The organism is Sphingomonas sp. OTU376 (assembly GCF_038440415.1).
Classification (GTDB): Bacteria; Pseudomonadota; Alphaproteobacteria; order Sphingomonadales; family Sphingomonadaceae; genus Sphingomonas; species Sphingomonas kyeonggiensis_A.
Window position 1 is genome coordinate 1 of record NZ_JASATQ010000044.1, and the last position, 12,263, is coordinate 12,263.

Consider the following 12,263-nt stretch of genomic DNA (forward strand, 5'->3'; position numbering starts at 1 on the left):
GGCGACCCGGGGGGGGGGGGGGGGGGGCGGGGGCCCCCCCCCCGCCCACCTCTTTCATTTTGGGGAAGGCGAGATGATCGATCGCGGCAGCCCGGCATGGCGCTGGATCCGCATTGCGGGCGGTGGCCTGGTGCTGGGCCTGATCGGCGTCGTCATCGGCAACCTGCTGTTCCCGGGCTCGGGAGCCGGCGAGGCACAGGCCCCGGCGCTGCTGCGCGACTTGCCCGGCGAATATGCCAAAGCGAGCCCGGCGCTGACGGCGCGGCTGCGTGCACGCTTCCCGAGGGGCAGTGACGAAGCAGCGCTGATCCGCGAGCTTGCCGCACAGGGTTTCACGGTCAGCCCGCCCTCGCACGGTGCCGACTGGCGGCGGGAGGGCTTCCCCTGCATCGAGATCGCCCGCGTCTGGTGGCAGGCCGACGCCGGCAGGATCACTGCGATCGAAGGCCTCAGGAACGCGATCTGCCCCTAGCGCGGATCGAAGATCGACCAGCCGGTGTGATGGACCAGCCGCTCGAGCGCCAGCGTGCCGAGCTGCGAATTGCCGCGCTCGTTGAGCCCCGGCGACCAGACCGCGATCGAAGCGATGCCAGGAGCGACCGCGAGGATCCCGCCGCCCACGCCCGACTTGCCCGGCAGGCCGACGCGGAAGGCGAATTCGCCCGATCCGTCATAATGGCCGCAGGTGAGCATCAGCGCGTTGATGCGGCGGGCGCGGCGCGTCGAGACGATGCTGAGCCCGGTATCGGGCTGGACCCCGCCCGCCATCAGGAAGCGGCCTGCGCGGGCGAGCTGGCGGCAGCTCATCGCGATGGCGCATTGGTGGAAATAGACGCCGAGCACTTCCTCGGCCGGGCGGTGGAGATTGCCGAAGGCGCGCATATACTGGGCAAGCGCGAAGTTGCGGAAGCCAGTGTCCTGCTCCGCCCGGGCGACGGTTTCGTCGACATGGATCGCCTCGTCGCCCGCCAGTCCGCGCACGAAGCGCAGCATCTCGCCGATGACTTCACGCGGGGCGCCGCGGCCGAGCAGGACATCGTCGACCACGATCGCGCCGGCGTTGACGAAGGGATTGCGCGGGATGCCGTGCTCGGTCTCGAGCTGGACGATCGAGTTGAACGCGCTTCCCGAAGGCTCGCGGCCGACGCGCTGCCAGAGCTGGTCCCCCACCGCGCCCAGCGCCTGGGTGAGCGCGAACACCTTGGAGACCGACTGGATCGAGAAGGGCAGATCCGCGTCGCCGGCGGCATATTCGCTGCCGTCCGCAAGGGTGATCGCGATGCCGAAATGCGCCGGATCCACGGCGGCGAGGGGCGGGATATACTGGGCCGGGGTGCCGCGATCGGGCGCTGCGGCCATCTCGGCGGCGATATCGGCAACGATCCGCGAAAGGCTTTCCATCTGCCCTTGCTAGACGGCGCCGGCGCGAACGCAAATCATCGCGCCGAAATAGCCGCCGGCTCCCCGCCGCGCCCGACTAGGGGTTTGCCGGTTCGCCGGTGCTCTTGGCGACGCCGGAGGTGATCTGCCCCATCTGCGACGCCGCGCTGCGGTTGCCGCGGCCATAATAGAGGCCGGAAAGATAGGCACGATCGCTGGCGGTCAGGGTCGTCGGGCCGGGCAGCGCACCGGGCTCGAACAGGCGCAGGATGGTGTCGTCGTCGGTCGCCAGCTTTTCGGGGCGGCTCTGCATCAGGCCGCGCATCGCGGCATAATCGGCCACCTGCATCAGGTTTTTGCCGAGCGTCGCGCGCGTCTCGATCACGACATAGGCGAGCTCGATCTGCTGCTGGGTGGACTGGTTGATGATCGATGCCTGGGGGATGCGCAGCACCGGCTTGCCGTTGCCGATGGTGATCCGCGCGCCGTTCCCGCTGGTGTCGCTGTCGCTCGAACGGGATTCGCCGATCATCTGGCCATCCTCGTTATGGATGCGCGTGACGGTCCAGCTGCGCGCTGCCGCTGTGGAGGCGAGCAGGCGCTTGCGCTTGGTGGGGTCCATGTCGGTGAACTGGGTGGGATAGAGGCGGTAGAGCTCGCGAGTGAATTCGCGGCCGTCATCCACGATCACCACCACCAGATTGGGCCGGCACCTGGCGTCGCCGGGCTTCGCGCCCGCCTCCGTCGCCACCTTGCGAATGCGCGCGGCGACCTTCTGGGCATAGACATCGGTAAAGCCCGAGACGAAGGGGCAGACCTCGTCGCCGTAGCGCGCGAGCTGTCCCTCCACCGGCACCGACATCCGGCCGACCAGCGCCCGTGCCTGCTCCTTGGCATCGAGCACCTTGCCGCGGACGATGATCGTCGACTGGCCGTCGGAATCGGCGCGGTCCTGCGCGAAGGCCGGGGTGGCGAGGAGCAGCGCAGCCGCGCCGATTGCTTGAGACAGTTTCCGCACAGGTACCTCGTTGAACAAAGTGCGGCCCTTGTATCGCAAGCGATTGCGGCGGCCAACGGCGCGATGGGGTCTTTGCACCGCTCCGGAGCGAGCCGTTTCGATACCCGGACGGGGTCAGCGGGCGGGAAGGAGACGGAGCAGCCGCACATTGCCGGCGAACCCCGCGGAGCCAAGCACCAGCTTGTTGTTGCCGTCGAGCAGCGAGACCGGGGCGGGGAGGCGCAATTTCTGCCAGCCGGGCTTGCCGGGCACCGCAAGCGTAACCGGGGCGCCGCCGTTGAGCGTGATCGTGAGCGGGCCGCCGGTGTCGGATTTCACTTCGATCTCCACCGCGAAGCTGCCGCCGCCCTCGGCCACCAGCGTGTAGCGCATCCATTCGCCGGGCACGAAGTCGCTGACATACAGGCTCTCGCCCTCGCCACGGGCGATGTCGACCCCGTCGTTGCGCCAGGTCCGCCCGTTGTTCCACAGCGTGCGCGCCTTGCCGGTGGAGACATGGTAATTGGCGTTGTCGCTGTCGTGATAGGCGACGCTGTCCGGGCCGAGATCATAATCGGTGGCGCCGATCTCGGCGCCTTCGGCGGCTACCCCGAGCGGTGCGAAGGACCGGGGGCTGGGATCGTGCGGCTGGCGCAGCATCGCGTCGACCACGTCGGGATGGAAGACATTGTTCTCGTGCCGGATGTCGTGCCGGGCGAGCTGCATCAGCGTGGCATAGGCCTCCTCGGCGGTCGGGCGCGGGCCCTTGGCGGTCCAATAGGCGACCAGCTTCGCCCAGCCGGGATTGGGCACGATCTCCAGCGGGTTGTTGAAGCCGATCTTCTTGAGCGGCCAGAAGGCCCAGCCGATATCGTGCTTCTCGACCAGGCTGATCGCATCGCGGAACCAGACATTGGAATTCTCGCCCGATTCCCCCAGCCAGAGCGGCATGTCGTAGGTCTCGCGCAGCTTGAGCACGCCGGCGATCGAGGCTTCGTCGTTGGTGTTCCAGTATTTGTGGAAGCTGAGCGCGGTGTTCTTGTCGGCGAAGGGCAGCAGGCCCTGGTAATTGTTGCCCCAGCAATTGCCCTCGATGATGATCATGTGGCGCTTGTCGACCTGGCGGATCGCGGCGGCGATATCGGTATAGAGCTGCTTGAGCGGGGCGTTGCTCGTCTCCTTGCAGCCATGGTCGCCGCCGGGCGCGGTGAAGTCCCAATTGGGCTCGTTGAGCACGTCATAGGCGCCGATGCCGGGCTCGTCGGCATAGCGCCGGGCGAGCTCGCGCCACAGCGCGATCGTCTTGCGGCGGTTCTCGGCGCTCTGCCACAGCGAAGGCTTGTCGGGGTCACGGTCGGCGATCGGCAGGTCGTTGCCCTGGCCGCCGGGCGCGGCGTGGAGGTCGAGGATCAGGTACATGCCGTTCGCCCTGGTCCAGGCGAGCAGCGTGTCGATGCGCTTGAAGCCGTCCTCCAGCCAGCTGTCCTTGCCTGCGACGGGTTCCTTCTCGATCGGCAGCGTGAGCAGGTTGTAGTGGAGCGGCAGGCGGACCGAGTTCATGCCCCAGCGCGCCATCATGTCGATGTCCGCCTTGCGCGTGTGGTTGTCGATCCAGGCCTTGTAGAATTCCGCCGTCTTCTCCTCGCCGATCAGCTCGGCGATCGCGGCGCGGATGCGATATTGCTGGCCCGAGCCCAGCTGGCCGAGCTGGAGCATATAGCCTTCCTGCAGCATCCAGCCGCCCAGCCCCATGCCACGCAGCAGCACCGGGTTGCCGCTCTCGTCGACGATGCGCTGGCCATCGGCGCGCAGGAAGGTCTGGGCTGACGCTGGCAACGTTGTCATGCAAGCGAGCAAGGCGAGCGCGAGCTTCTTCATTCCGGGCGGTCCTCTCTGTTCGGTTTTGGAGGAACCTAGCGCGAAGCGCGGTTGAGAGCGATCACAATTGTCGATGGGGATGGCGCCGGAAGGCGGTTCTTGGCCTGTACTTCGTGTACTTCCGATTCGGATCAATCGATGATCGGGTGCTTGTCGCGCAGGCGATCGGCGATGCGCTCGATCGCGTCATTCTCGTCCGCCTCGCCGCCGGGGGTGATCGACCAGTTGCAGTGGGGATGGGTCTCGGCGCTGTAGCGCTTCACCGGGCCGATGACGTTGCGCCAGCGCCGCCGCGTGCCACCCACTTCGCGCAGCAGGATGGCGAGGAACTGGTCGGTAAGGTCGAGCGCGTTCATGCGCCTTCCGCCGCCAGGCCCTTGAGCCGGTAGAGCATCTCCAGCGCCTCGCGGGGGGACAGGCTGTCGATGTCGAGCGCGCCGAGCTCGGTGCGCAGTACATCGACCGCTTCTTCCTCTTCCACCGCGGTGGCGGCGAATAGCGGCAGGTCGTCCAGCCCCGCCGCGAGCCCGCCGGTCTGGGCGCGACCGGCCTCGAGCTTGTCGAGCACTGCCTTGGCGCGCTTGATCGTGATCGGGGGCAGGCCGGCGAGGCGCGCGACGGCCAGGCCGTAGCTGCGATCGGCCGGGCCCTCGGCGACTTCGTGGAGGAGGACGAGATCGCCCTTCCACTCGCGCGCGCGGACATGGTGGAGGGTGAGCGCGTCGCAGCGCTCGGCCAGCCGGGTCAGCTCGTGATAGTGCGTGGCGAACAGGCAGCGGCAGCGATTGTCCTCATGGATCGCCTCGACCACCGACCAGGCGATGGCGAGGCCGTCATAGGTCGAGGTGCCGCGGCCGACCTCGTCGAGGATGACGAAGCTGCGCGGCGTCGCCTGGGCGAGGATCGCGGCGGTCTCGACCATCTCGACCATGAAGGTAGAGCGGCCCCGGGCGAGGTTGTCGGAAGCGCCGACGCGGCTGAACAGCCGGTCGACCATGCCGAGCGTCGCGCGGGCGGCGGGGACGTAGCTGCCGGCCTGGGCCAGCACCGCGATCAGCGCGTTCTGGCGCAGGAAGGTCGACTTGCCGCCCATGTTCGGGCCGGTGACCAGCCAGAGCCGGCTGCTCTCGGACAGGTTGCAGTCATTGGCGACGAAGCGCCCGCCGCTCTTCGCCACGGCGTCCTCGACCACCGGATGGCGTCCACCCTCGATCTCGAAACAGGCATGCTCGACGAGATGCGGGCGGGCCCAGCCGCCTTCGGCGGCGCGTTCGGCGAGGCCGGCGGAGACATCGATCCGGGCGAGCGCGTCGGCAGTGCGGGCAATGGTCTCGCGGTCGCCGAGCGCCCGGTTGGTGAGGTCCTCGAGATGCGCGGCTTCGGCGGCGAGCGCATGGGCGCCGGCCTGGGTAACCTTGACCGCGACGTCGTGGAGCTCGGGCGCGTTGAAGCGGACCACGCCGGCCAGCGTCTGGCGATGGGTGAAGCCGCTGTCCTGCGCCATCAGCGGATCGGCATTCTTGGCCGGCACTTCGATATGATAGCCGAGCACGCCGTTATGGCGGATCTTGAGCGAGCCGATGCCGGTTCGGGTGCGATACTCGGCTTCGAGCGCGGCGATGGCGCGGCGGCCGCCGGCGCCGGCATCGCGCAGGTCGTCGAGCGCGGCGTCATAGCCCTCGGCGATGTACCCGCCATTCGCGGCATCGACCGGCGGCTCCGGGACGAGCGCGCGGCTGAGCAGGTCGATCAGCGCACCGTGGCCGCGCATCTGCGGGATCAGGTCGGCGAGCAGTGGCGGAATGCCGGTCGCCTCGAGCCGTTCGGCAAGGCGCCAGGCGCCGTCCAGGCCGTCGCGCAGCTGGCCAAGGTCGCGCGGGGAGCCGCGCCCTGCGGCGAGACGGCCGAGCGCGCGGCCGATGTCGGGCATGGCCCGCAATGCGCCGCGGACCATGTCGCGTAGCAGGGCGTCGTCATGGAAATGGGTGACGAGATCGAGGCGGGCCTCGACGCCAGGGCGGTCCATCAGCGGCGCGGCGATGTCGCTGCCAAGCAGGCGCGCGCCGGCGCCGGTGACGGTACGGTCCACGCTGTCGAGCAGGCTGCCCTTGCGGGTGCCCGCCGAGCTGACGGTGAGTTCCAGGCTCTCGCGCGTCGCGGCGTCGATCGCCATCGCCGCTTCGGTGCGGGTGACGCGGGGCGGGCGCAGAAAGGGCAGCGAGCCCTTGGCGTTATGCTCGAGATAAGCCGTGAGGCCGCCCGCCGCGGCCAGCGCGGCACGGGAGAATTGCCCGAAGCCGTCGAGCGTCGCCACGCCGAACAGCCGCTTGAGCCGGTCCTCGCCGGCGGCACTGTCGAAGTCGATGCGCGGGCGGGTGACGGTGGCGAGTTCGTCGAAGGACGATCCGTCGCCGACCACGGTTTCGGCGGGAGAGAGGCGGGCGATCTCGGCGCCGGCGCGGTCGGTCGTCGTCTCGATGATCTCGAAGCGGCCGGTGGAGATGTCGGCGCAGGCGATTGCGACGCTGCCGCCCGCTTCTCCGATCGCCGCGCACCAGTTTGCGGTGCGGCTGTCGAGCAGCGATTCCTCGGTCAGCGTGCCGGCGGTGACGACGCGGACGATGGCACGGTTGACCAGCGCCTTGGAGCCCATGCGCTTGCGCGCTTCCTCCGGCGTCTCGGTCTGGTTGGCGATGGCGACGCGGTGGCCGGCCTTGATCAGGCGGGCGAGATAGCCCTCCATCGCATGCACCGGCACGCCGCACATCGGGATGCGCTCGCCGTCATGCTCGCCGCGCGCGGTCAGTGCGATGTCGAGCACCGCGCTGGCGATCTTGGCGTCCTCGAAGAACAGCTCGAAGAAGTCGCCCATCCGGTAGAAGAGCAGGCAATCCTCGGCCTCGGCCTTGAGCGCCAGATATTGCGCCATCATCGGAGTGGGAGCGGTGGAGGACATGTCCGTTCCGGACTAGCCGAACGCCCCCGCCGATCAACACCTGCTCGTCGCTTTTCTGGGGAAAAGCGAGATGTGCGGTTTTCCGCACGGTTGCGCGAAATTATCAGACCAGGAACGCGGCAAACCCAGCGTCATTTGGCGGATTCCGCGCATTGCGACCTCGGAAACGCCCCCCTAAAGGAGGGGTAATCCGGGAGAGAGAAATGTCTGAGGAATCGAACGTCCAGTTTTCCGAGCGCGAGGCGCTGCTGTACCATTCGGAAGGACGTCCGGGTAAGATCGAGATCATCGCATCCACGCCGATGGCGACGCAGCGCGACCTCGCGCTGGCCTATTCGCCCGGCGTCGCCGTGCCGGTGCGCGCGATCGCCGAGGATCCGGCGACCGCCTATGACTATACCGCCAAGGGCAATCTGGTCGCCGTGATCTCCAACGGCACCGCGATCCTGGGCCTCGGCAATCTCGGCGCGCTGGCTTCCAAGCCGGTGATGGAAGGCAAGGCCGTGCTCTTCAAGCGCTTCGCCGACGTCGATTCGATCGACATCGAGCTGAAGACCGAGGACGTCGATCGCTTCATCGACGCGGTCGAGCTGATGGAGCCGACCTTTGGCGGCATCAACCTGGAGGACATCAAGTCCCCCGAGTGCTTCGTGATCGAGCAGACCCTGCGCGAGCGCATGAACATTCCCGTGTTCCATGACGACCAGCACGGCACCGCGATCATCGCCGCCGCCGGCCTGATCAACGCGCTCCACCTGACCGGGCGCGACATCAGGACGACCCGCGTTGTGGTGAACGGCGCCGGCGCGGCCGCGATCGCCTGTGCCGAGCTGATCAAGGCGATGGGCCTGCCGCACGACAATCTGCTGATGCTCGATCGCACCGGCGTGATCTACCAGGGCCGCGAAGGCATCAACCAGTGGCAGTCGGCGCATGCCGTCTCCACCGAGCGCCGCACCCTGGCCGATGCGCTGGAAGGCGCCGATGTTTTCCTGGGCCTCTCGGCCGCGGGGGCGCTGCCCGCCGAGCTGCTCAACCACATGGCGCTCAAGCCGATCATCTTCGCGATGGCCAATCCCGATCCCGAGATCACGCCGCCGGAAGCCAAGCGGGCCCGTCCGGATGTGATCATCGCCACCGGACGTTCGGACTATCCGAACCAGGTCAACAACGTGCTCGGCTTCCCGTTCATCTTCCGCGGCGCGCTCGACGTGCGCGCGACGACGATCAACGACGCGATGAAGGTCGCCGCCGCGCAGGCCATCGCCGAGCTCGCCCGCCAGCAGGTGCCCGAGGAAGTCGCCGCGGCCTATGGCACGCAGCACAGCTTCGGCCCCGACTATATCATCCCGGCGCCGTTCGATCCGCGCCTGATGGAACTGGTGCCCGCCGCCGTCGCCCAGGCGGCGATGGACTCGGGCGTGGCAACCAAGCCGATCACCGACATGAACGCCTATCGCCAGACGCTGCGCGCGCGCCTGAACCCGACGACGTCGGTGCTCAGCCTCGCCTATGAGGGCGCCAAGGCCAATCCGAAGCGCGTCATCTTCGCCGAAGCCGAAGAGGAAGTCGTGCTGCGCGCGGCGATCGCCTTCAAGGATGGCGGCTATGGCACGCCTGTGCTGGTCGGCCGCGAGAGCGTGCATGATCGGCTGCGGGTGCTTGGCGTCAATCCCGACGACTTCGAGGTCCACAACAGCGTCAACTCGCCGCTGGTGCCGGAAATGGTCGAGTTCCTCTATGCCCGCCTGCAGCGCCGCGGCTATCTCCGCCGCGACGCGGAGCGGATGGTCAATCGCGACCGCAACATCTTCGGCGGCCTGTTGCTCCAGCTCGGCCATGCCGATGCGATGATCACCGGCGTGACGCGCACCTGGGCCGAATCGATGCGCCAGGTGAAGCGCGTGATCGATCACCGCCCGGGCCAGACGCCGTTCGGCATGCACGTGCTGGTCGGCCAGTCGCACACCGTGTTCATCGCCGACACCACGGTGAACGAGCGGCCCAGTGCCGAGGAACTGGCCGACATCGCGGAGGGCGCTGCGACGGTTGCCCGTCGCATGGGCCATGAGCCGCGTGTCGCCTTCCTCAGCTACTCCAATTTCGGCAATCCCGAAGGCCAGTGGCTCGACAATGTCCGCGGCGCGATCAAGATTCTCGACGGGCGCGCGGTCGAGTTCGAATATGAGGGCGAGATGTCACCGGACGTCGCGCTCAACGAGCGCCAGCTCGCCAACTATCCCTTCGCGCGGATCTCGGGTCCGGCCAATGTGCTGATCATGCCCGGCCTGCAGTCGGCCAACATCTCGGCCAAGCTGCTTCGCGAGCTGGGTGGCGATTCGACCATCGGCCCGATGCTGATCGGCATGGAGAAGCCGGTGCAGATCGCGCCGATGACTGCCACGGCCAGCGAACTGGTGACGCTGGCGGTGCTGGCTGCGGGCGGGATTGCCCGCTGATATAGCACGATAAAACACCTCTTGCCTGTTACATTTGTAGCATGCTACAAATGTAACAGGTTGAGGGAGGTCGAGTCGTGATCGAATCGCTGCCGCGCCGTGAGCGCGAGGTATTCGAGGCATTGTGCAGCCTGGGTGAGGGCACCGCCGCCGCCGTGCGCGGGGCGATGGCCGATCCGCCCAGCGACTCCGCGGTGCGTACCCTGCTCGGCCGGCTCGAGGCCAAGGGGCTGATCGGCCACAGCACGCGCAACCAGGCCTATGTCTATGCCCCGGTGCCACAGGCCGATGCGGTGGCGGAGACGGCGCTGCAGCGGCTGGTGCAGACCTTCTTCCAGGGTTCCGCGGCACGCGCCGCCACGGCGCTGCTCGGCATGGAGACCCGGCTGACCCGGGACGAGATCGACGAGCTCCAGCGCGCGATCGACGAAGCACGGGGAGAAGCGAAATGAGCTTCGACCTGCTGATCGAGCTTGGCTGGAAATCCTCGCTGGCCTGTGCCGTTGCATTGTTCGCGAGCCATGCGCTGCGCGGGCGGCCGGCGGCGCAGCGGGTCGCGATGCTGCGTGCCGGGGTTGTGGCGCTGCTGTTGCTGCCGCTGCTGATCCTCACCGTGCCCGCGCTCGAGATCGCGGTGTTGCCCGCGAGCGCGCTGTTGCCGGCACTGCCGGAGGCGGCGGCTGCCGTCGTCTTGCCCGTGGCGACGGCAGCGCCCGCGCCCGAGATCGACTGGATCGCCCTTGCCTACATGATGGGTGGCACGCTCATCCTGCTTCGTCTCGCGCTCGGCCTGTTCACGCTGCACCGTTGGACCCGCCATGCGGTGCCCGTCTCCGATCCCGTGTGGATGGAGGCGATCGCACGGGCCGCCGAACCCTTGAGGCGGCCCGTGCGACTGCTCGTCTCGCCGCGCGTGCCCTCGCCGCTGAGCCTGGGCGTGGCGCCGGCGACGATCCTGATCGGGCCCGATACCGAGCGTTCGCCCGACCGCGCCGCCGCGGTGGTCGCTCATGAGATGGCGCATGTGCGCCGCTTTGACTGGCCGGTGATGCTCGCCGCGCGGGTCGCGCTGGCGCTGTTCTGGTTCAATCCGGTCGCCTGGCTGCTGGTTACCGAGCTTGCCCGCCAGACCGAGCTGGCGGCGGACGAGGACGCGGTGACGCGGGTGGCGCGGGCCGATTATGCGCAGACGCTGCTGGCGGTGGCCGGCTGCTGCGGCGCGCATTCGGCGTGCGGCATGGCGGTGACACGCAGCGCGCTTGGCCGGCGGATCCGGCTTGTGCTCGACGCGGCGCCGCGCAAGCCGGCGAGCGGGCTGCTCTGCACCGCGCTGATCGGCAGCATCCCGCTGGGCATCGCGCCGCTGGCGGCGATGCAGCTGGTCGAGAAGCCCTACGTGCAGGTGCCCCGCATGGGCGGTGACCTGCGGGCGGCATTGGCCAGGCTCGAGACGCAGCCGAACCCGGCGCCGGGCGCGCTCCGATTCCGGGCGGCGGCGCCCGTCACGCAGGAGCGCCGACCGCTGCGTGCGCCGCGCGCTGTCGGGCCGGAGCGGGCTTCGCTCGTCGCGCCGACTGTCGCCAGGCAGGAGCGTGCTCCGCTCGTCACGCCACCTGCCGATGTCCGGGAGCAGGCGCCTCTTGATCGCAAGCCTGCGCCGGCAAAGCCTCCTGTGCCCGGCATGGAGGAGGTTTACCTGAGCGGGGCCAAGGCGCGCAGCATGGTCAAGGCGTCGCTGGAGGCAAGCAAGCCGGAAGCGAGTGCGCCGATCAAGCTGTCCTGGAAAACCGGGCCGGATGTGAAGGCCAAGGTGGCGCAGTTGATGGAGGCGGCGGGCCAGTTGCGCGCGGCGGCAAAGGAATATCGTGAAAAGGCGCAGGACCCCGGCCTCTCGCTCGATATCCGCCAGGGGTACCGCAATGCCGCAGAGACGCTGCGGACCGAGGCCTGGAAAATGATGAAGCAGGCGGAGCAGATGAAGGGCGTCCTCTAGCCTCGCGCTGACCCAGCACCACCGAACCAAAGCGCGGCTTTCGCGCCACGGAGCCGGCTTGCCCGGCGCACTGAAGGGAGAATGACGATGCGTTCGATCCTGTTCCTGTCCCTTGTCCTGGCTGGCACCTGCGCGGCGCGGGAGCCCATGCAGCGGCCCGAGCCGTCGGCCCGGCTGGCCTATGCCGACCTTGCCCTCGACACCCCGGCGGGCCGCGACGTGCTGCGTGCCCGGGTGGAGACCGCGGTGCGGGCCTTTTGCCGGGCGCATGGCGATACCGTCACGCCGCAGCTGATCCGCAACGAGACGGGCTATTGCCTCGACACGCTGCGCCAGTCGATGGCCGACGCCATGCCCGAGCCGGTGCGTCGCGCCTATTATCGGCGTTAGGCCTCTCCAACATCGCTCGGGCGGCGACTCGCGAAAGTACACGAAGTACAGGCCAAGCGCGGGGTTTGGGGCGCCTCAAATTGATGCAATTCCCGCCAACGCCGCGCATCTCGCAACAATCTTGCGAGCGCGTGATCCTATTTTCCCAACGGCATCAAGGAGCGGCCGGCGATGGCGCCGGCTGCTCCAGCCCAGCAGGCCAGATCCTAC

Annotated in this window: 10 protein-coding genes; 5 read left to right on the forward strand and 5 right to left on the reverse strand. The window is 68.4% G+C overall.

Annotated elements, in window-relative coordinates; genetic code table 11:
- Positions 1-73: 73 nt before the first annotated feature.
- Positions 74-472 carry a hypothetical protein gene (locus tag AAHM44_RS16915; protein WP_342250717.1) on the forward strand — a complete coding sequence of 133 codons (399 nt, stop codon included), beginning with the start codon at positions 74-76 and terminating at the stop codon, positions 470-472.
- Here the strand turns inward: AAHM44_RS16915 and AAHM44_RS16920 are convergent.
- The 5 genes from AAHM44_RS16920 to mutS form a co-directional block, all read right to left on the reverse strand.
- The gene (locus tag AAHM44_RS16920; RefSeq protein ID WP_269572945.1) at positions 469-1,401 is read right to left on the reverse strand and encodes a glutaminase; all 933 of its coding nucleotides are present in this window, start codon (positions 1,399-1,401) and stop codon (positions 469-471) included. The two genes, AAHM44_RS16915 and AAHM44_RS16920, sit on opposite strands and share 4 nt — an antisense overlap.
- A 76-nt stretch (positions 1,402-1,477) precedes the next feature.
- Positions 1,478-2,398, reverse strand: a complete 921-nt coding sequence (locus tag AAHM44_RS16925) for a hypothetical protein (RefSeq protein WP_269572944.1) — start codon at positions 2,396-2,398, stop codon at positions 1,478-1,480.
- Between the two features lie 114 nt (positions 2,399-2,512).
- Positions 2,513-4,255 carry a cellulase family glycosylhydrolase gene (locus AAHM44_RS16930; RefSeq protein ID WP_342250718.1) on the reverse strand — a complete coding sequence of 581 codons (1,743 nt, stop codon included), beginning with the start codon at positions 4,253-4,255 and terminating at the stop codon, positions 2,513-2,515.
- A 131-nt stretch (positions 4,256-4,386) separates the two neighbouring features.
- Positions 4,387-4,611 carry a hypothetical protein gene (locus AAHM44_RS16935; protein WP_184164533.1) on the reverse strand — a complete coding sequence of 75 codons (225 nt, stop codon included), beginning with the start codon at positions 4,609-4,611 and terminating at the stop codon, positions 4,387-4,389.
- Positions 4,608-7,187 carry a DNA mismatch repair protein MutS gene (mutS, locus tag AAHM44_RS16940; protein WP_342250738.1) on the reverse strand — a complete coding sequence of 860 codons (2,580 nt, stop codon included), beginning with the start codon at positions 7,185-7,187 and terminating at the stop codon, positions 4,608-4,610. Before mutS ends, AAHM44_RS16935 begins: the two co-directional genes overlap by 4 nt.
- A gap of 227 nt (positions 7,188-7,414) precedes the next feature.
- On the opposite strand from mutS, the gene AAHM44_RS16945 reads away from it, so the two are divergent.
- From AAHM44_RS16945 to AAHM44_RS16960, 4 genes are all read left to right on the forward strand, one after another.
- Complete coding sequence (locus AAHM44_RS16945) at positions 7,415-9,670, forward strand: NADP-dependent malic enzyme (RefSeq protein ID WP_184164537.1); 2,256 nt, start codon at positions 7,415-7,417, stop codon at positions 9,668-9,670.
- Positions 9,671-9,747: 77 nt separating this feature from the next.
- Positions 9,748-10,122, forward strand: coding sequence for a BlaI/MecI/CopY family transcriptional regulator (locus tag AAHM44_RS16950; protein ID WP_269572942.1), 375 nt, complete (start codon positions 9,748-9,750; stop codon positions 10,120-10,122).
- On the forward strand, positions 10,119-11,663 hold the full coding sequence (locus tag AAHM44_RS16955) for a M56 family metallopeptidase (protein ID WP_342250719.1): 1,545 nt from the start codon (positions 10,119-10,121) through the stop codon (positions 11,661-11,663). Before AAHM44_RS16950 ends, AAHM44_RS16955 begins: the two co-directional genes overlap by 4 nt.
- 87 nt (positions 11,664-11,750) lie before the next feature.
- On the forward strand, positions 11,751-12,053 hold the full coding sequence (locus AAHM44_RS16960; RefSeq protein WP_342250720.1) for a UrcA family protein: 303 nt from the start codon (positions 11,751-11,753) through the stop codon (positions 12,051-12,053).
- Positions 12,054-12,263: the final 210 nt, after the last annotated feature.